Here is a 21,762-nt window from a genome sequence, read left to right on the forward strand (position 1 = left end):
GGTTCAAGGCATCCGTTTCTGCAAGGATGGATATAGCTTCAAGGGTACGCAGATTAGCCGAGACTATAGCTTTGGCAAACTGAATGCGAGATTAGAGGGAACGGAGAACCTTTTATCAGCAAGAGCCAAATTTGCTCAGCAATACGAGCAAGGCAATCACAAGAACAACCAGGAGCCATCCATATCGGAGAGCAGTCAAGACCCTTGGGACGGTATTTCTTCCATTGGACTTTTTGCTTCTGCCAACGCTCAGCTCTTTGAGCCTTTCCCAGAGGACGAATCATCCAAGAAGAAAAAGAAGAAACGCAGAAGAGGCTTTAGCCTTTGATGCAAGTTACAAACCATTCAAACAACAAAAGAAATATGAAAGAAGAACTATTGGAAGCCATCTACGGCACAGTTGAGAGATTGGAGCAAAAAGTCGATGAACTTTCTGCCTCACCAAAGAATACAGAGGCGGAAAGCACTCCGGCCTCTGTAAGTGTTGATACTAGCAAACTTGAAAAAGCTATTCTTGCTATGGCTGTAAAAGAAGGGGAAGCTATTGACAAATTGGTAAGATTAAGAGAAGCTATCTGCATTTTTACCGACCTTACCAAAAAAGAAGCAAGCAAAGATGAACAGCGAAGTAAACTCTTGTTTGATACTGTTAATCAGGTGAAACAAGAGCTGAATGCCACATCAAAAATTGTGCAGGACAAACTTCACGCAATAGGTTACACACCTCAAAAGAAGGTTGTCACCCACCGCTTAGAACCAACTTCAAAGTATGTTCTTCTTTTCATCGGGGGCTTGGCTCTATCCCTTATCTTCTCTATTTGGGGCAATTTCACCCAATGGCGAGAGCACCAAGATTGGGAGGAGGCAGACTTGAAGTATCGGGCATTGAAGATGGTTCTTCCATCTGACGACCCAAATGTTCGATACATCGAAAAGAACTTCTCTGTATGCCCTAATAATGAAGTTATTGAGAATGTGAGAACTCGTGTAAATATTTATGAGGACTCAATTCGCTACCATAACGAAATGATACAGATGGCAGCAATTAAAGATAGCATGGCTAATAGCCTATTTAAAGAGGCGAATGAAATTAAAAAGAAAATTAATAAGAAATAATAGACAACGGTCATCGGCTACAAGCGCATCCTTCGCTTCGATAAAGTAAAGACGAACGGTCTCCGTATCGTGTTTGATAGTGCAAGAACTTGTCCATGCATCAGCAACATAGCAGAATACTGACTTTTCATTAACTCTCAACTGTTCATTCGTGTCCGTGATGCCACTTGCTTGACATTGCGGACACTTTTTCTTTTATGGTAGCTATGAAGAGGAAATTGATAGTTATAGCAGTTTTGGGTATCTCACTTGTTGCATCTTATATCTTATGTGAAACGAAACAAAATGATGCCGATATTGATCCTGTTAAAGTCGAAGAATATACGGCAGTCTTAGAAAACAGTGTTGACTTGGATTCCATTGCAGGAACATATTGCGGTGTATTACCGTCAAATGTAGAAACAAAACTCACGTTAAATGCTTATGGCACCTATTTGTTGGCACGGATATTCAAAGAAAAGCAGAACGAACAGGAAAAGTGCGGTTCCGCATACGGTGGTGTGGGAGGTCGGTAAATGTGAAAATAGGAGGCAAATGCCTTTTATAATTAGCATTTACCTCCTACCCGATTTTTGAAGTCTACACTAAAATAACAATTTGATTGCTTTTAGTTTTTATATTTTTGTATGAGACCTATTATGATTACGATTGAAATTATAAATATGATAGCATATAATCGATTCGTGAAATCATTTTTATAATTGAAAATTTCATCATTTTTATTCTTAGGACATTTTATGCCATGTAATAATCTCTGAAAATCCACATCACGCCTTTTGATTATTTTATAAAACAAAAATCTCAAAGAAACGCCAAGATATAGTATCAAAAGATTTCTCAACAATAATTCTTTCATACTTTTATTCTTTATCTTCTGGTTTCAAAAAGTCTATAGCATCAAACATGACCTCTCCCGAACCGACAGTACTATTAATTTCATCAATTCCGGAATTAATTCCTCTATTTATAGTTCCTCGTGTGGATGGTTTAAGCCTACTTAATGTCCCCTTAAATGTTTTGGAAAACTGTGCAGCATTCATTTTTTTTAGGACGCTTAACCCTTTTTCGGCTTTCGAGAATGGTATGAAATCTGAAATTACCCCAGGAATAGCATCTATTTGGTTGTAATTTGGCGTTCCATCCAAATTGCCAAAATTAGCACCTGTAAAAGGATTTTTCCATTCTTCCCTTTCTAACAATCCAAAGTCAAAAGCTTGGAAACAAACATACCAATCATTCAAAGTACCATAGGCTAATTGGACGAAGAAATTATCAGATGCTGACATTTTCTCCCAAAAAGATAATTCACGAGAAGACAGATACTGATTATTATTAATGACAGTGCTTCCTGCTGGAGTTGTGAATTGTCCTGCAATGTATTCGCCTGTGTAACTATCTTTTACATGACCTCCAACTTCCAAATCATAAGAATATGCTCCACTCTTTGCAAATAGAGTTCCCGCTGCAAATAAGTATTTGGTTTCTTTTCCATACTTATTAGTTGCATCTTCTTGACTTGTAACTGAAGGATCATAGAAATATTTTTTATCTGTTCTAAGCCAATCGTTACCATTTGGGTCATTTAAAATAATAGGATTATTCCCAACATAGCAATAAGAAGAAAATTCTGCATACTTTTCTTCTGAATTATCAGTACTAATCCACAAACTAATCCTTGGGTCATAATACCTTGCCCCATAGTAATACAATCCCGTCTCCTCGTCGAATTCCTTCGCATTGAAAAGATAAGGCGTATTCCAAATGTTATTGCGCTCCTCAACGAACACTTCACCAAAAGGAACATACTCGATATGCTGTACCACCTCGCCTTCAAGGTTGGTAATGTAACTACTGCTACCCAAATGGTCAGGGTGGTAGTAGAACTGCATCTTCTCGTATGTATCGCCTTCTTGGAAGTTATTCTTTGCAGCTCTCGCTAAAGCTCGTGTCTGAGCAGCCTCCAAGCTGCCGTCTTTGCAGCAGAAACCCTTGCCATCGACATAGTCGTTGTTGTCCTCGCCATTGTACGGCACTGCAAAGGTTGCATAATTATCCTTGATAACCTGCAACTGCTGGACATATTTTTGCTTATAGTCAACAGAAAGTCCATCAGTCTCACTACCTGCATACTGGATGCGGCGTGGATCTGAGCCGTAAGAGTCGAAGTCACCAATCTTGGAAACTACACGCTGACTACCAATATAGATGTGCTTGGTATAGCGTCCGCCTTGGTTGGCAATGAGGTAAGGAGATACATACAATGAGAACTTGGCAGTGTTCGTGCGACCTCCAGCAAACTCGGAGTTTACATACACCTGGTCACTCTCGCCTGATGTCTTCACCGTACGCTCACCGTCAGCATCATACCAATAGTTGGTCACAAAGCCGTTATCATCAGAAGCAAGGAGACGGTTCTCCTCATCCCATTTGAGTTTGCGTTCCGTGGTCTTCTCGTCAGCCATGCCATCCTTCTTTGTACGGCTTGTGTTGACATAAACAAGATTACCGTTGGCATCATACTCATAGGCATGATTGTTGTTCACATTCTCGCTTTCTGAAGGTGTCTCTTCCGTGCGATAATTCACATCCTTCGCATTGGCAAGCTGGAATTTCTTGCCTGTGTCAGTTCCATAAGTGTACGACAAATCATAACCTGCATTCAATGTGCCGTTGAACTGCACATTGTTCTGCGTGAGAATCTGACGCTTCGATGTGATGCGATGCATGTTGTCGTAACCCATTGCAAGGGTGTAGCTTGCCGTCTTGTTGTCCGCACCTGTATATGTACCAGTTGCACTGACAAGACGGTAGAGGGCATCGTATGTATAGGCATGAGCCATCTGTCCGCCAGCCTTTCCACTCTGTGGAACTGACGCACCGTTAACCACACTGAGCACATTGCTCACCGCATCGTAAGTGTAAGCGTTATCCATAATGGTGTTGCCACCACTGTTCACGGTGAGGTTCTGCAATCTGCGGCGCTGAGGATCATAGGTGTAGAAAGTCTCCGCACCGTTGCAATATTTCAAGTATGTGCGCTGCTCGAACTTGTCATAGCCGATCTTGCTCACATAGTCGTAGCCGTATGACTTGTAGCCATGAACCTTTTCAAGCTGACCACCGAGATTGTAAGAATAGTTTATTTTCTCCTCATCAGGATAAATCATCTCCAACAGGCGGTTGTGGCTGTCATAAGTCCATTGCGTCACATAAGTTGCTATCGCCTGGTTAGGCACAATCATCGTGCGGCGGGTCTTGGTCACCTCGCCCATCTTGCCATAGAAATACTCAATGGCACCCGTTCCGTCCTCACGGAGCATCAATCTGCCGATACGGTTCTGTGAAGCGTTGCGACCACCATAGTAATACTTCACGTTATTCTCCGGGTGGTCAGGATAGTTGATACCCGTCAGACGCTGATAGTCGTAATCGTAGGTGATGAACTTGCCTTCCTTCGCAAGGTTGGCAGTCTGCTTTGTAAGCACATTGCCGAGAGCATCATAAGTGAAACTTGTAATGCCGCTTGCAGGATGGTTCACCTCTGTACGGCGGTCACCCATGTCGTAAGTAGAGGTCGTTACATTGCCCTCCGTGTCGGTGACACGAACAAGGCGCTGTATGCCGTCATACTCAAACGAAGTGGTAATCTCACCGTCAGGACCACTCTTCTGAATGGTCTTCACCGTCTTGCCACTGCCGTTGGTATGTGTTGCCTGCACATTATGAAGCGCATCCGTTACGGTTGTAACGAGAGTATGACTGCTATTGTCAACTGTATATGCCGTAGTTGTCGTAGAGTTGTCCGGCAATGCCACTGAGGTAGCACGGTCGAGCACATCATAGACTGTGACGGTAGGAGATACATTGTCAAATGACTTGTTGAATGTGGACTTCGAGCCTGTTCCTTCCGTTGTAGGATAGAATGCCTTTGCCACACGTCCAAAAGCGTCATATACGTTTCTGCCGCTGACAATCATCACGTTCTCGTCCTTGGCAGAGCTTCCCTTGGATGCACTTGTCACAACACCGTCCTTCTTCACCTGCACGGCTCTTCCGAAGCCGTCAACGAACGTAACGGTCTCCAAGTCATCGTTAGGGTGCTGGATGTCGTAGTGCTTGGTCACTGCGTAAGCAGGTGCGGTAATGCCACTCTCATTGAATGTAGCCAAAGGCTGATATTCAAAGGCGATGGCATAAGGCACGCCCGTAGCCAACTCATTTGGACCACGCACGCCAGTAATGCGACCGAGGTCGTCAACATCAGTCTCATAGTAGAAGTTGTTGAGGTCACGATGCTCCTTGGCTATACCATAACGATAGTCGAAGTTGCCTTGCTCGCTGCGGTAACCCCACGCATCGTCAATGCGCTCAACATACATGTTCATCTCAGGCTCATAGCGGTACTTGTACCACATACGCTGTCCCTTGCCGTTGGCAGGGAGAGTCTTCTGGATGATGTTGCCGTAAGAGTCGTACTTGTAATCAGTCACTGCCTCACCATCATTCAACTGCTGTATAATCTGCGTGATGTGGTTGGCGTAGTTGGTGTTATACTTCGCTGTCACATGGTGATAGAGTGAGCCGTCACCGCCTGTAACAGTCACATCAACAGGAAGCCCGAGGATGTGCTTGCTTGCATTGTCCGTATATTTGATAGCAGTCGCATAATCGAACTTGCCGTTTCCGTCCTCGCCAAGACTGCCCTTGTCGCTGTACTTGTAAGACTTCAACTCACCATGATAGCCATTAAGATAATACTCGTTCCAAGCCTCGGATGTAACCACACCGTTTGCCGCTCCCTCATACTGCAAATTTGCCGTATAGCGGAGAGGTACGAATGCAGAGGCACGGTCACTCCAAAGGTTCACGTCACGCTTTGCGAACGTGTACTTGTCACCGTCGGCAGTCAGATAGTAGCTGTCGTAACGGTTCTTTGTCTCGGTGTACTTGTTGCCGTTGGCATCCTCTACGGATGTGGCGGTAACATTGCCCTGCGTGTAGTAGTTGGCTACATCGTAGTTCTCAACAGCCTGTCTGTAAACAGAATTGCCATTCTCCGTGTCGAGGTTCTTGGTGATAACCTCACCGAAACCGAGGAACTCACGCTCATGGCGGTCACGCTTGCCGTCCTTGTACTCAAAGGCGGTAGTCATTACAGGTCCATCGTCATGGATACCATCATCAACGGTAAGGGCAGACATTACCCACTTGCCACCAGGAAGTCCGTAGGTAGGAGTGGTATGCGCATAGTCGAGTGTGAAAGTGCCGCCCAAGGAGTTGGTGACAGACTTCAACATGTTTGTCCTGCCAATGGCAGAGCGTGTAACCTTTAACTCGCTTTCCTTCTCAGACTCAACGATGTCAAGATAGCCGTCACCGTCCACATCCTGCAAAGAATATGTAGGGCGGTTGATGCTATGAGAGGTAGAAGCACCAGGGTTGGTTGAAATCTTGATGCTTATGACAGGTATGTTGATGGTCAGGGTGAACGCTGCATTTGCAGATTCTGAGGTAGATGCCGATTCGCTGAGCGCACTCACACCCTTCCAACTGATAGGCTCGTCAAAGCCGTTACCAGTGTTGAGGGCAACAATGATACCATGGTCGCTCTTCCATACCTTGTCTGGAAGGCCATCGGAGTTGATGTCGATAAGATTGTATTCCTCCTCACTTTCAGAGGTTACGATGCCAAAGCCTGCTGAGAAACTGCCGGAGGCCTTGTTTATCGACTGCTTTGTGCTCTTATTTTGGGTAGTTCCCCAACCAAAATCTTCCCCTGCACCTGCACCAAAATTATAGGAAAGAGACTTACCGCCTTGGATGCGGTCCAGCACCCAGTCAACAGGCTCAGTGAAGGCATAGCCAAGGTTCAGTTTTACTTTCTTGTCTGAAAGAATCTTGTCGGGAAGTCCATCGCCATTGATGTCAATGAAAGATTCAACTGCCTCATCCGTATTCTTTGGCGCACTGCCAGAAATGGAGAATTGAGCCAGCCATGCAGTCTGCTGGTTCAGTATGGTTGCCTTGCCCTTGGAGATTAGATTTGTGATGCTTGACGCTGAAGCCACAGGGTTACCGCCATATCCCCATGCCTGTGAAGCATTGTCGGAGTTGCTGGAGCCGATGCCCTTATAGATTTCGCCGCTCAGTCCACCAAGAGAGTTGGTGTATTGAATCGTACCACCAGCGATGATGTCCGGGAAACCATCACCATTCATGTCCATCATGGTGACCTCTGTCTTGGCACTACCGCTCGCATCGTTGTGTGTGATACCAAGCGCACCGCCTTGCACTACCGTGCTCTTGCTGGACATCACTTGGCTTACTGCCGCAGCACCAGTACCTTGCAAATACTCACCTGCAAGTCCTGCTACCTCGGTATCGTTCTCCAACGGATTGGAGAGAAGAACATCCTGCTCGGTCAGTCGGGCTGTGCTTGCCTCGGTTGCAGTAAGATAGATGTCCTGTCGCTGACCGACCCACTTGTCCATAGAAGTCTGGTCTGTACCCAATGGAGTGAATGCCATCGTGAGAGGGTCAACCTTGTCGTTCTCGTTTTCAGGCAATTTCAGCAAGGACTCGTCAATAGGCTTTGCATATCTGCCCTCTGCCGAGTTATAGACAAAACCTCCCCAGCCACGGTAAAGCATACCGAAGCCAAGATTGTCATTCTCTGCATAGAATCCTGCAAGCACATTCTCTGTTACGAGACCTGCCGCATCTTTCAGAATGGAAACAGAGGCTGAAGTAACAGTTTCATTAGAGATTGCTGCCGGATAGCTGTATTCAAACCAGATGTTCTTTCCTGCAGTAGTTGCAAATCGCAGAGTATCGGCTTTCAAGATGCCATTCTCGATATTGAAAGACTTCTTGCCGATGAGTGCATCCTCTGTCTTGGCGGTCAAAGTAACCTGACCGTTGATGGAATTGTCAGAAAGGGTAAGCACTGGCGACACAACCAGAACGGTATCAGTCGCAGTGGTCAAGTATGGCTTGCCCTCTGCCAAGGCTTTTGCGAAAGTCTTGTAATGTGCAGGAACTGCCATGGTATGCTCAACATTGGCAGAATCCTTGTAAGTTACGGACGCTTGCCAACCTATATTCTTCCAATCAACATTTGAGGTGGATGAAATCTCAAAGCTGAAATTGGTCAGTTTTTCTGTATTCTCCAGACTGATGTTGAGTGAATCGCCATTGAAAGTCTCATTAGCCTTCAGTGTACGAGCAAAGACTGTCTTCTCGATATAGTTCGGGTTGTCGTTCCCGTCACTGTCTTTCTTTTCATTGCTGCCGATGATGCTGAGAACAACATCGTCGGTTGTTACAGGCTTGTGGAAGGCACTGCGAACTTCCACGCTTGAACCATTCTCCACATTAGCGGAGGTGTTCACATCGTAGATGGCACCATCCTCTGGCTTGTACTCTGTTGAAGAAAGCCCGTTAGGCAATATATTTGACTCGCCAGCGTAAGTAATGGTAGGTGACCAATTCACCTTATCAAATGAGCCGTTGCTTGTTTCCTCAGAGCCAGACTGGACACGGAAATAGATTCTATCACCACGCTTGACGGCAACAGATGATACGGCTGCGCTGTATGGACTGTTGTCACCCTTGGCTATCGTCTTGTTCCAAAGTTCATTGCCTCCCTTTTGGATGGCAATTCTTACGCCGTCTGCCTTCTGATACTCGTCAGCATCATAGTCATCTGTTGGTGCAATGAGGCTAACTTGACCAGTTACGCTGACAGTTCCGTCCTTTGGAGCCTGCCATACACGCACTATGTCCTCCATCGGTGAGTTCTTGATGGCTTCCGCCTGCTCATCCTTACTGATCTCCATGACAGAAGTGTCAACCTTGCCACCATAGATGATTGGGCTTGGCGTGTCGGCACTGCTCAATGTAAACGTAGGCACGGCATTGCCAGATCCGTCAAACTCCAAGTGGTTGAAATAGACCTTGCCATTGGAAACGAGGTCAACAAGTCCGTCACCGTTGATGTCGCTGAAATACTGAGTGGTCTTGGTCTTAGTGGTTGACTTGTCCGTTCCGACAACGGCAGTCAGGACATCCCAACCGACAACGGTATTCGCACCGAAAGTGTTGGTAGAACTTTTGGTTGTCGAGAAGTTACTGATGCCCTTTACCTTGATAGGCTCACCATATACGACTTCTCCGTTGTCTGTCTTAATCTGTGGACGATAATAAACAGAACCACCGGACTTGTACACCTTGTCAGGAAGTCCGTCACCGTTCAAGTCAACGAGTGCGGAAAGTCCCTTGCTCGTGTCGCTTGAATAGCTGTAAGAGCCACCCACGGTATTGCTTTTCCAAGGACTTCCGTCCACGACACCCACACCTGCATAGAACGAACCGCTTACAGAAGAACTTGTAGTTCCGCCAAGTGCAGTTGGCTTGTCGCTGAAACGCTTGCTGACAGTCTTCAATGGATTGACGAAACCAGCATCAAGTCCGTCATCGTGCGTGTTCCATTTCTCGGAATCGTCCTTGAACGGAACATATCCCTTTTCAGCCTGCACATCATCATAATAGTCGAAGTTCTGGAAAGCCACTTCCTTTCCTGTGTTGTCGTACTGTCTGACACCTGTGAGCATTTCCTTGTGGAATGCACCTTCCTTGTAGTCAAAGGCATAGCTGCGCAATGTCTCGCCCTGGAAATTCACGGTCACTTTCTCCAGCAGCTTGTTGGAGGAGGCGAGGAATCCATAGCGGGCATTGTTGGTCTTAACCTGCTTTACCTTGTTGCCATCAAAGAGTACAACGGTGTGCGGTTCCTGTCCTGCATTACCTGCGTGAACCTCCTTCAGATATGCAGCCTTGGCCTTCAAGCCGCCACGCACATCCTCATCCACGATGTCATACACATATTCTATATAGTCACCGTGGAGTTCCTCGACACGTTTCAGCTTCCATTCGGCAATCACCTCACGGGTATTGCCCGAAGCATCGGTGACATTGCCCTTTACAACAGCTCCGTCACCGCCATAGATGTACTTGACACCCTGCTTGTCTGTAACCTCCCAATAATAGTTGGCAGGACTGTCACCCTTGCGGATGATACGGCTGAAATCACCGCCTTGGCGGGTGTAGAACTGGCGGTCAGCCTTTCTGTTCATCTTCTCGCCACGGTGTGCGACTCCCATCTGTCCGTTGTCGTCCATAGTGGAGAGCATTGAACCGGACAAAAGATAAGTCTCCGTCTCTTTTGACAGGTCATAACGAGGCACGCCCCACCGGGTGTCAAGCGTAATGCTTGGCACGCTGACGTTCCAGCCCTCGCCAAGCCAACCGCTACCGCCCTCGCTGCTGTACTGCAAGCCAAGGCTTGGCTGCATGCCGTTTCGTGCTGGCGGCATCTCGAACGGATACTGCAAGTTGGCAGAGCCACGGTTGTTTGCGCTTGGAGGCGCAATGACATTGAGTTTCGCCGTCGGGTCTGCCGCCTTGATGTCGTTCATCATCGTCGGGGCAAAGCCTTCGGTCTGCGGTGACTCCGGGGCCTGTATCACGCCGTTGATCATGTCGGTGAAGTGGGTCGTCTTGGAAACGACACACTCTTCCTTCTTGTCCACACGCACACGCTCCAACGCAACCCAATGCTTCTCGGCCGGGTCGTAGTAATAGGTACGGATGTCGTCCTCGGTATAGCCGCTTGGTATTCTCGTGCGGTCATACTTTATCTTGACAGTCGCGCCCTCGCCTGTGAAGTGTGTTCCGTGAGGGAGAAAACGGTAGCCATGTCCTCCTGCCGTGACGTTGGTCATGGCAAAGTCAAGCTCAGGAACATTCTCCTCTCCGATAGAGTTCACGGAAAGGCTTCTGTTCCGAATGAGGTCTTTCTGAAGAACGACCAGTTTGCTACCTCCTACGGAGATACTGTCAGAGACACCCTTCTTGAAGAGTTTTCTCACGGCTGTCCCGTCCTTTGCCGAAAGGGACAGTGTGGCGGCAAGCAGTAAAACCAATGCCCACGCCACCTTCTGTATATAATTCTTCATGCGTATCTTCCTTTAAGTTACTTTACTGAGATTTTCCTTGTATGCTCCCCATTCTCGGAGATTGCCTTCACGACATACACACCCGATGCGGGAACCTTGAAGTCGGCTTGCTTGACGCTTTCGCCTGTCATTTGGCGTGACACTACCAGTTTGCCTGATACGTCAAACACCATCAATGTGGCTGCAGAAGGCTTGTCCTGTGTGAGTTTAGCCTCGTAGATGCCTGTCGTAGAACCGTTGCCATTGACAGTGAAATTCTCGTCTTCTCCAGAAATGAAGGAGTTGTCAGCCTGTCTGTCCGAGCTGCCCACATGGCTCTCCCTTGCCTGTGTTCCGTTAGGCATACTTGCATCACACTCGCTGCCGACATAGACGGTCATCGTTGTCGTACACTTCTTGGGTGTTTCTATCTGCACGTTGCCCCTTGTGGTGAATGAGGTTACAGGCGTACCGTTTACGGTAAGGTCTGTGATATGTGTCTCGCCCTTTCCGTACTTGATGCAGAACCGCCATGCACGAAGTGACCAGACATATTCATGATGCACGGTCTGTCCGTTCAACTTGTATGTGACCTGCATATTGCGGACTGTAACACTGAGCACATCGCCCGGCTTGATGGTGACATATTTGGTTAGGCTTGTATATCCACCGGTTATGATATGCGCCTTGTCGCCCCGCACGTCGAAGCCATATTGGGTGATCTCGTCCGTGAGGCTTGGCTCCAATCCCACACGGTAGTTTGATTTTGTATCGTTCACCGTCCATGAGATGTCGCCAGACAGATAGGTCCTGGTGTCATGCGAGTATGAGGTGTAGAGTGCGTTGCCAGTGGCATAAATCTCGTTGCCTCCACCTTGTGATACGGACAGCGCATAGGCGCCGGGGGCAAGATTCGTGATTCTATGCGTGTCACCGAAGAATGTTCCTCTGGCAATGGTTTCTCCTTTTACTTTTCCTGCAACGGTATCAACGCTGAGCACATAGGAATAGACTGGTGTACCGATGTTGATGCCGATGTCGATATACCCGTCATTGCGTGGAACTCCATTCTCGCAACTTGACGGCGTAGGAGTGGCATCATAGGAAATGCCGTCATAATAGGCGAATGTGAACACATCGCTTCCGCTTCCGTCTGCATCCCATAGGATATTGCGGAATATGGTCTTGCCCCTCGTCATATCAGGCTTGGAGCATCTTATGTTGCTATTGCTGTTGATGTCGAAATCACCTTCACCGCTTGGGTCTATAAGCATGACGGTACGCTTGCGGCAATAGTCCGAGAACTCCCTGTCCGGCGTGAGGTCATAGCTCAGCTCTGCCATATAACCGACATCATCTATTCCTCCTGTCCTCAAGCCTGCCATGTTCAAGGCGGACTCTGCTCCTTCCGTTCGGATAATGCCCACATTTGTGTCTGTGTCAGTTGCATCCGAAAGGGATATGGTTCTTGTCGCACTTCCTGTTCCGTCAACACGCAGATAGATGTTTTTGCCTTCCTTGCGGATAGAGATGTCCGTTCCGTCAACATCCGTGGCGATGTATGAATTTGAGACCGCTCCGTTGATGATCGGATAAACAACTCCAGCATTGGTGAACCGGAATCCATACTTGCATGTGCTGCCACCGATGCTTCCGAAGCCAACGTCAAAAGTCGGGTGACTTGTCGGACAGGTGAACTCAAAAGCACCGCCACCTCCAACAAGGGCTGGGGTCGTGGCATAAGCTCCGGAAGCGGCTTTCTCTTGGATGATATTGTCTGTAAAGCCATTCCTTGACACTTCAAATCCTTGCGCAGTCCATCTTGCCACTGTACTGTCGGGCTTTGACGGCACGTTGGTCTTGACCATCCATGTACGTTTCATGACATGCCACAGGGAATCTGTAGGTGATGTATATGTTGCAAGTGCCACATTATCGTCGCCCCAGAAAGTAAAGCCTCTGTCCGGCATCGGATTGCCGTTTTCACGTCCCATGACAAGCAGACGGGAAGCGGATGAAGGGTTGTATGGATTTGCGTCATGATAAGTTCCGTTCTCCTTCAAGGCCGCATACACCGGACTTTCCTCATATGATGTTGCGGAAAGCGGTTGGGAGAGACTTCCTGCCGTGTCGGTTCCAACAGCTGTGACCCTATGGTGGTAGGCTTGGTTCTCCGCCATATCCCAAGTCAGGTTTCCGTCGCTGTCAAGATACGAGCCTTTGAGGGTGATGCCGTACTTTACCGCCAGATAGCTCTCCACTTTTCTGCGCTCATCGGGTGTAAGCATCCTGCTGAAAACAATAAGCTCAGGGGCATATCCCCGGATGGAAGCATTACCGAATAGCGAGGTCGGGAAATCCGTACCGAAGCTGCCAGAGGTGGAAGGGGTTCCAATGAATAATGTGGTGTTGGAGTTGTCTCCCCACAATGTTGTTGAAGGATTGCTTACCTTGAAGTAGGACACAACGCGCAGAGCGCTTTCCTTAAAACCGTTCTCGGACAAAGAATCACTTGATTGATAAAGCAGGTCTTCACCCGATGCTGAACCATAGTCCAGTGGTTCAACACCTCTACCCCTTACGGCTTTGTCCTTGCTCAGAATGGCTCCGTCGCCCTTGCGGCCGTCAAGAGCATAGACAACCATATCCTTGCCGATGGTTGCCAGTTCCGGTGCAAAGACACCGATGACGGTAGCCTGCGAGAGGTTGCCGTGTTTGAGTTTGGCACTCAGACTACGAAATCCGTCTGCGAGCCAGAGACTCGGATTGAAGTTGAAGTAATGGACTGAACTGTTCGGAAGAGTAAGTTCAGACTTGACGCCACGGCTGTCCAATAGCATCAGCCGTATGGAATCCCCAGAGAAATCCTGCCAACGGTAATAACCTTGCAGGTCTGAGTTCAAAGGCGCAGTCTTGAACCACAGTTCGCTTCCGCTGACTCCTCCGGGCGTTTGCGCGAAACTGCCGAGAGCGAAGCCTAACAGTAACAAAGAAGTAAACTTTCTCATGCGCTGTCAATTTGGAGTGTTTGAAAAATATAGAAACGTATGCCTCTGCCGCGCAGGGAGAGACCAGTGAGAGAGAACGGACTGTTACTACGGAGAAGAATTGTGATATAGGCTTGCTCCGTAAAGTCCTATTGTCACGTGGCAGGCCAACAGGCTTTACCACCAAAATAATGCTGCAAATATACAAAAATAATCTTAATAAACGGATATTATCTTTAAGAAATTTGCTGATTTGGTGTTTTTTTCTTATGATTTCGGTCAATTTTGCAGAAATCTTTTACATCTGTTGTATGTACTGGAGTTAGTTTGGCAAAAATACACAAATGGTCACGGCTTCACTTTCTTGTATAAGAATGTAAATCATGTTTTGGAACTGTACACACTCGGGGTACAAATGAAAACACTATATGCTTGTGTCGGAAAGGTATATATGAGCTGATGGTAGAGTCGTCATCAACAACAAGGGCCATGATTTGATAAACTCAGCAGGAATACTTGCTATTCATTTTTATGATGGGGTTATGTTCACAAGTTTGAGATTTTATGTAAAAAAGTCCTAATTTCCATATTTCTCTTCTTGCAAATTATGGGATATTAAGAAAAATATCGTATCTTTGTCCCCGAATTGAGGCGTTCTTTGCATATTGCAAAATACAGAAACGAGCAGAAGTCCGCTCGTTTCCATATTGTTACCTATATTATATAGGCAAACGCCCAACTTCTTGATATTCAATCAAAGTCCAATTTAGAGCGAGTTAGTCAAGATTAATCGTTGTGCACCATATGCAGTGAAAGAAGATACGCAAGAAGGTGCATATACTTTTATCGCAGATTCAGGAGCTGAGTTTTCAATCGGCTTTATGCCTGATGATTTGATTCGATCCGATGAGTCCTACGAATTTATCATAGGTAATCTCAACGGTGTGAAATCACCTCGTGATAAAAAGGTTAAAGCTACAGTCATAGCAATTGTAGAGGAATTCTTCAATGCCAATAAGGCGACGATGTTGTTTTTATGCTCTACAAGTGACGGCAAGCAATTGATGAGAGGAAGGTTGTTCAAGAATTGGTTCGGTACATATAAGTATCGTAATCGATTTACAATGGTGACATCTACTTTGTTAGATGAGTATGGAATAGACAATGTTGCTTCTGTAATCATCAGAAATGACAATCCTAATCTTGGTAAAGTTTTGGCAGAATTTGGAGAAACGATAGAAATGTTTAGCCATAAACCAGGTATAGGTTAATAAAACAATATTCCCCATTCGAGTGGCGACAAGCGCAGAGCGATACTGCAATGGGGAACAATACTACGGCGGGGTACCCGCCCATCTTAAGTAAAGAAAAATAAGCGTTTTACGATTGTCGCTTTACAATCCAACAATCGTACTGCTTCTACTTATAATACTCAATCAAGTTATGATTAATTTAAGAATCACTGGTCTTTACAACAGAGGCCAACAGGATGAGTACGTCGAATTGGAAGCAGCGGCACGTTGCGACCTCGAAGGACTCATGCTCGTACGTTATCTCTACAATGCGGAAGGCTTCCCAATTTATAGCCAGGCCCGCCTCTATGAGTTTCCCGATACGAATCTTCGCAAGGGAAACCGAGTTCGTCTTTATTCAGGTTTCACCAAAGAAAAGAAAGTCCGAACTCCAGAAGGAGTAACCTACAACTTCTCTTGGAACCTCGACACCCCAATATGGGACGGCAACCATGTAGAGTGTTACATCATGAGTCCAGACGAGCGAATCGGTTATGCTCCATGCGATCCGATAGAAGACCATGAGTCTCCTGCCGAGCGTGGCTCTTTCCTACCTTTAGGTGAGGAGCTAGGTATGTCATTAGCCAAAGCCATTGTCGAAAGCAATGTGCAGGTGCATGATGAAAACCTAGGTTTTGTACCACTTAAAGTAACCGGTGTTCCCGAAGATGAAAAAGTCTTTTTCGAGAATGGTGACTTCGAAGGTCTCCTCAAGCACATGCAGGAAAAGGGCGAGATAGGAACCGCCAAGCCTTCAAAGAAGACAAAGAAAAGCAAGAAGAGTAAGTAACGTACCGCTCACCTCCCTGCGCCGAAGGCGTGGGGAGGTACTTAAAGTTTTCTTTAGTAACAATTATCAAAAAACTGATAGGTGTAACTACTTGTAATATAGTGGGGACGCTGTATTGGTGATATACGTATTGGATATGGAACGTAAACAATATCTAGATCAGATTAAGGAATTGGTTCAGACAGTCCAGACACTTCTGGATGCCAATATTGCCTTGGGTAATAAGCAGAAGGAGCAAAAGGAAGAGTCTGATCGTATAATTGCCGGTTTGCAGGCTCAGGTTGACAAGCTTACAGGAAAACTGCATGCCAGTAGACGTAAGATGCATGGCAAGAACAAAGACAGAATTTCTTCAGGGGATTCTTTGACATGATTGTAGCTGGAAGAAGGGATTATGCCTTGATGACAGAGGCACTTTTAGTTAAACCTGTTTAAAAATCAGAAAAGTCCAATTTCTTAAAATACTCTGTATCCCCAGTAAACACTGGGGATGGAGTTGTATTGTCATAGGGGTTGGATGCTTACAAAGGTGAATGTCAAGGCTGCCTAAATGGTAGCTTTGGCAATACCAATTAATAATATGTTTTTTGGGAAAAATGTTGGATGTGCTAACTGCTGAAAATCAGCAGTTACGTTCTAACGGTGATTTACAATACATTAGAAGTTGATAAATGAGAACTGTCGATGAGTTTTTCAGTCCATCTTATTTTACTACCTATTTCAATAAGCATTTAAAAGGCAAGAAAGGTGGAGGACGAGATGGGCTATCTCCTATAGCCTTTTGGAGTAAGTATGGCGATGAGCTTCCTATTTTCGTTCAACGATGTAAGGAGGGAACTTACCGATTCTCACCTTATAAAGAAAAGTTGGTGCTGAAAGGGAGAGGAAAGCCACCACGAGTTCTTTCAGTTCCATCTATTAGAGATAGATTGGTTCTTGGAGTGCTGAATGACTATCTGCAAGAGATGTTTCCCGAGGCGGTCAACCATCAGGTTCCCAATAGTTATATATCAGATGCCTCTTCCTTTCTAGTGGAGCATTTTTACAAGCCAGTATATTGCTTTAAGACAGACTTTCAGCATTTCTATGACGAAATCAATAGAAAGCGATTGATGTCTATTTTGGAAAAGCGTCTGGATAAGAATATGCTTCTTTTGGTGGAGCAAGCTATAGCAACTCCAACTGTAGCTTGTAAGGAACAAATACCAACTCAACTGAAAGAAACCGGGAATAAAGGAGTTCCACAAGGCCTTGCCATCTCAAATATTCTAGCAGGTATCTATATGTTGGATTTTGATGAGTATTTTTCTAGTGATTACTCCCCTGTTTTGTTTTATAGAAGATATGTTGATGATATTTTGATACTTGATCCTTACCTTTCACCTCTCTTTAAGGATGAGTTTGAAAGTGAAATGGATAAATTTCAATTAGATCTCAGGTTGTCGTCTAATAAAACTTCTTTAGTCGAAGTTGGAAAGTCGGATATTGATTATATAGGCTATCTAATAAGAGATTATCATAAGATTTCGGTGCGCCAAAAGAATATGCAGTCCTATCTTAACCGTATTGCTAGGCTTGTTACATTGTACAAAGCACAAAAGGAGAATCGTTCGTTGCGTCCACCTTTTATTTCAGAAAACGATAAAATTGAAACTTATTATAAGGACAGTATCAATGAATTGATAGCAGGTTTTAAAAGTAATAATCATCTTTATGGTTGGCTGCCATATTTCCAATCTTTAACAGATATAGCCTTGCTTTATACGTTGGATAGTGTCATCCATCGGAAATTTTTGAATGATGACAGAATATCCGACGAATTCAGAAAGGAAATATTTCATGTACCTGATGTTTATTGGGACTTAAAGCACCATTCTGGTTCAAGCTATCTGGAGGATTATGACAATATTACGAGCGTAGATAGTATGCGCCGATTACTAATCAAGTGGGGTAGAATAAATGAAAACCTTCATTATCAAGATGATGACATAAGAACAATGTATTACATTTATCTAGAAACTAAGAAAAAGTTCGCCCAACGTACTGTTGGACAGACATATTAGAAGGAACTCCTTGGTTGACTTTTTTATAAGGCAACTAGACTCCAAGGAGTATTTGTAACGTATTTGATGCTACTCGCAAAGAGTGGCTTGCCAACTTATGTTTGGTTTTGTTCGTGTTTGATGGGGAGTTCCTTCTTTTTAATTATAATATAATTCATCATGGAGTATTTGAAAGATTTCTCAGATGTAGTTTATAAGACAATGACAGCACGGTTTACTGCTTATCGCAGAATGAAGCGTAATCGTGATGCGTCTAAAGTTGCCGAGTCTTTCTTTTCGGCTTCCATTATAGCTATTAGTTTGATTGCACTACTAAATCATAAGGAACGCTTATCCGAGTTGATAAGTATTGTTACTATCATCTTATCCACTTTTCTCTTGGTTATGTCTTTACTGTTCAGTGCACTTGGTTATGAGAAACGTATGGATAACTATCATGATTGTGGCAACGAACTTGATAAGTTATACCGAGATATGAGACTCATTTTGAGCTATGGAGAAAGTGTTTCCTGTGATGAGATGAAGGCTAAGACAGAAGACTTCCAAGCAAAGTATTTTGAAATACTTCATAAATATAATCTTAATCACACCTCGTTTGATTATGAATATACAGCCGTGATGCTCGACGAAAAAAAAGATTTTGTGGGTAGGCTTGTGATGAAGTTCCGCTATTATGTGTGGGATATGTATTTTCTCTATTGGGTAATTGCATTACTTCCTGTTGTCCTTATTGGATGCTATTTGTGTCGGCTGTTACTTGAAAAAATCTAAGTGAATGGTTGTGATAATGTTTCATATAAAATAATAATTTAGTTAAGCCAATGTTATATATAGATCATATTTCTATTGAAAGAGCTATTATGCATCGTATAAAAGGCAAAGAACAGAATGTTGATGCTCATTGTGAGTATAACGATGAACTTCTTTCGCTTGATAATGAAATTAAAACTTTGCTAAAGAATAGAATACAAACTTCGTTTGGCTTTCATAGTAAAAGTTTTGAACTCGTTTTAGAAAATGATGCAGATGGAAGCACTTTCTCTTATTTAAGGAATCTTAGAACAATGTCGGATGAAGTTTTCATAGACAGTAGCAAAACAGTAGCCAATATATTAGCAGATAGTTCTAATCGTGGAGCCATACCTGGAGGTTTCCTCTTGGTGTTAGATTGCCTTTATCGTGGCAAGGTTGCAGTCTTTGTATTCAAGGCAGAACCTCATATGGCATTGAGTGTTATCAATCATCAGGCACAAGCCCTAAAAGACATAATATTGAGTCCTTCCCAAAAGTTGTACAAGGCATTTATGATGATTCAAGAGGGGGAAAACTTAGAGAAAGAGTCCTTTTCTTATACCCTTTTTGATGATCAGTTTGCTAGTGGAACAGCACTGGCACGGTACTTTTATCAAGATTTCTTAGGATTGTCTATCAAGCAAAACAACATCGTCCTGACGAAACTATTTTATGATGAAATGCGTAAGTGCATCAATAAGACTTATAAAGGTGATTACGATACGAAAGCGAATGTGGAAGATTTGCTTTTTAGTAGCTTGACAGATGAGACTTCAGTCATTAATCCGCGAGATACAGTAATTCGTATTGTTCCAGAGGCGGATAGAGATGTCTTTCTAAATAAAGTTTGTGCAAAAGAATTAGCGCATGCTTTTACGAAAGATACAGCTGCTATAAGTAATGTAATTCAAAATAAACGAGTTGATATTTGTGATGGAATTAAACTCGTCGGAAATAGGGAGATCTTTACGAATCGAGTAAAAATCGACAAGGACATGGAGAACCCGAATAAGATTATCATAACGATAGAAGCGGAAGATGAGGCAAATGAATGAAAGTGAAGTGATGGAGGAGTTCCGTTCATTACGAGATGAGTTGTCGAAATGGGCATGTCTTATAGATGAACAATTGAATGCTTTCGCTCAGACGATAGAACCTTCTTTAGTTGAAAACATTCAGATTCCTGCAAAATATCGTATTAAGGACGATAACTCGTTTAAATCAAAGGCTTTTTATCGTGATAAAAAATATGAGAATCCAATTCTTGAAATAACAGACAAGGTTGGTACAAGATTAGTTTTCTTGTTTCCGCAATCGGTCAAGAAAATGTCTGATTTTATAGAAAGTCAAAATGAAATAAAATGGATTGTGAAAGAAAAGTCCCAGGACACCATGAAAATAAGGCTAAAACATCCTGAGGTCTTTTCTTATCAGTCCGACCATTTTATATTAATGCCATGCGAAGGATATGAATCTTCAAAAGATATAAATGTCTTGACTTGTGAAGTTCAAGTTCGTACATTATTACAGCATGCATATTCTGAGGTGAGTCATGCGCTTTTTTATAAGCAAAACAAGGATCAAGATAAGAAGGCTTTAAGGATGTTAGCTGCATCTATGGCTTTTCTTGAAGAGTCTGATAGTAAGTTTGAAAAAATCTTAGCTATGAATGTTCCTATGAATGATAATCGTATATCTCTTCGTGTCCTAGTCTGCAAAAAGTTTGCTGAATTAGATGATAATTACAATGAGCAGAAGTTTGATAGGGAGGTTTGGGATGTTTTCATAGAGTTATTGGATGATATGAAAGTCAATCAGGCTTTAACGGAATTCCCCGAATTTTTTAAAGATAAATCTGAAATGCTAAAGGAAGGTTTTTCAGATTATCAAAAAGACATCTTCTTATTTACTCAGCCAATATTGCTGTTAGCAACCTATAGTTTCGTTACTTGGCAAACTTTTACGAGAGACAATTGGCCTTATGGTTATTCATCTTTATCTTATATAGTAAAAATGCTAGGATATTCGGATGAGGTTTTGAAATCATAAATTTCATTGTAAGTATTCTTTTACCTTTGCACCCGGAATCACGAAAGCTAAAGTTGGTTAATGGGTGTTAAGATGTACTAGTAAGTATCCTAGATATTCTCTATTCACCGATTCAGTCCTTCGCCTACCCAACATTCTTTCTTGATTCCATTAAATTCTAAAATGTTAATAATATGGATAAAGAACTGTATTTTGGCGTAGATGTCTCCAAGAAGACTCTCGACCTTGCTTATTATGATGGTGAAACCATCGATTGGAAGAATGCTCATATTAAGGTGAGCAATGATGATGCTGGGTTCAAAAAGATTGGCTCCTGGGTCGCAAAGGTAGGAAAAGACTTTGATACCTTTTTGTTCTGTCTGGAATATACCGGACTCTATAACCAAAACTTTAGATTATGGTTGGAATCCAAAGAATATATCTATAGTATGGTGGAACCTCGCAAAATGCATCGCTTTGAGCCAGACTTGGATGATGACCAGCGCTCTCTAGACCGTATCAAGACTGATGAACTGGATGCTTTCAGAATAGCAATCTATTGTGAGCAGAACCACAAGAAGATTCTTCGCAATCCCTCCAAGCTTCCCTCACCTGTCTATTTCAAGTTGAAGAGACTGCTGGCTGAGCGTAAGCAGAACACCAAGCAGTCTGTTCTTTACAAGCAACAGCTTCATGATA

12 protein-coding genes and 1 pseudogene are annotated in these 21,762 nt (G+C 44.1%); 11 read left to right on the top strand and 2 right to left on the bottom strand.

Annotated elements, in window-relative coordinates; translation table 11 throughout:
* The 3 genes and pseudogenes from F7D73_RS03860 to F7D73_RS03870 all read left to right on the top strand — a co-directional run.
* A pseudogene (locus tag F7D73_RS03860) lies at nucleotides 1-328 on the top strand (relaxase/mobilization nuclease domain-containing protein); the annotation flags it as partial.
* Nucleotides 329-363: 35 nt separating this feature from the next.
* Nucleotides 364-1,116, top strand: coding sequence for a hypothetical protein (locus F7D73_RS03865; RefSeq protein ID WP_153122370.1), 753 nt, complete (start codon nucleotides 364-366; stop codon nucleotides 1,114-1,116).
* 206 nt (nucleotides 1,117-1,322) lie between these two features.
* A complete protein-coding gene (locus F7D73_RS03870; RefSeq protein WP_228117622.1) occupies nucleotides 1,323-1,631 on the top strand; it encodes a hypothetical protein in 309 nt (102 codons plus the stop codon).
* A 345-nt stretch (nucleotides 1,632-1,976) separates the two neighbouring features.
* Here the strand turns inward: F7D73_RS03870 and F7D73_RS03875 are convergent, their stop codons facing one another.
* Together F7D73_RS03875 and F7D73_RS03880 are read right to left on the bottom strand one after the other, a co-directional pair.
* Complete coding sequence (locus tag F7D73_RS03875; RefSeq protein ID WP_153098194.1) at nucleotides 1,977-11,132, bottom strand: SpvB/TcaC N-terminal domain-containing protein; 9,156 nt, start codon at nucleotides 11,130-11,132, stop codon at nucleotides 1,977-1,979.
* A gap of 17 nt (nucleotides 11,133-11,149) precedes the next feature.
* On the bottom strand, nucleotides 11,150-14,119 hold the full coding sequence (locus tag F7D73_RS03880; RefSeq protein ID WP_153098193.1) for a T9SS type A sorting domain-containing protein: 2,970 nt from the start codon (nucleotides 14,117-14,119) through the stop codon (nucleotides 11,150-11,152).
* A 788-nt stretch (nucleotides 14,120-14,907) separates the two neighbouring features.
* On the opposite strand from F7D73_RS03880, the gene F7D73_RS03885 reads away from it, so the two are divergent.
* From F7D73_RS03885 to F7D73_RS03920, 8 genes are all read left to right on the top strand, one after another.
* Nucleotides 14,908-15,369 carry a DUF6169 family protein gene (locus tag F7D73_RS03885; RefSeq protein WP_367383697.1) on the top strand — a complete coding sequence of 154 codons (462 nt, stop codon included), beginning with the start codon at nucleotides 14,908-14,910 and terminating at the stop codon, nucleotides 15,367-15,369.
* A gap of 172 nt (nucleotides 15,370-15,541) precedes the next feature.
* The gene (locus tag F7D73_RS03890) at nucleotides 15,542-16,180 is read left to right on the top strand and encodes a hypothetical protein (protein WP_153122371.1); all 639 of its coding nucleotides are present in this window, start codon (nucleotides 15,542-15,544) and stop codon (nucleotides 16,178-16,180) included.
* A gap of 136 nt (nucleotides 16,181-16,316) precedes the next feature.
* Entirely contained in the window at nucleotides 16,317-16,553 is a 237-nt protein-coding gene (locus F7D73_RS03895) for a hypothetical protein (RefSeq protein ID WP_153122372.1), read from the top strand.
* Nucleotides 16,554-16,851: 298 nt separating this feature from the next.
* Complete coding sequence (locus tag F7D73_RS03900) at nucleotides 16,852-18,243, top strand: reverse transcriptase domain-containing protein (protein WP_153122373.1); 1,392 nt, start codon at nucleotides 16,852-16,854, stop codon at nucleotides 18,241-18,243.
* A gap of 159 nt (nucleotides 18,244-18,402) precedes the next feature.
* The gene (locus F7D73_RS03905; RefSeq protein ID WP_153122374.1) at nucleotides 18,403-19,014 is read left to right on the top strand and encodes an SLATT domain-containing protein; all 612 of its coding nucleotides are present in this window, start codon (nucleotides 18,403-18,405) and stop codon (nucleotides 19,012-19,014) included.
* A gap of 50 nt (nucleotides 19,015-19,064) precedes the next feature.
* Entirely contained in the window at nucleotides 19,065-20,090 is a 1,026-nt protein-coding gene (locus tag F7D73_RS03910; RefSeq protein ID WP_153122375.1) for a nucleoid-associated protein, read from the top strand.
* Nucleotides 20,083-21,084, top strand: coding sequence for a GTP pyrophosphokinase (locus tag F7D73_RS03915; protein WP_194256841.1), 1,002 nt, complete (start codon nucleotides 20,083-20,085; stop codon nucleotides 21,082-21,084). The genes F7D73_RS03910 and F7D73_RS03915 overlap by 8 nt, the downstream gene beginning before the upstream one ends.
* 173 nt (nucleotides 21,085-21,257) lie before the next feature.
* A partial coding sequence (locus F7D73_RS03920; protein ID WP_153121868.1) for an IS110 family transposase occupies nucleotides 21,258-21,762 on the top strand: 505 nt, incomplete at its 3' end.

Origin of the sequence: Segatella copri (genome assembly GCF_009494395.1) — a bacterium.
Lineage (GTDB): Bacteria > Bacteroidota > Bacteroidia > Bacteroidales > Bacteroidaceae > Prevotella.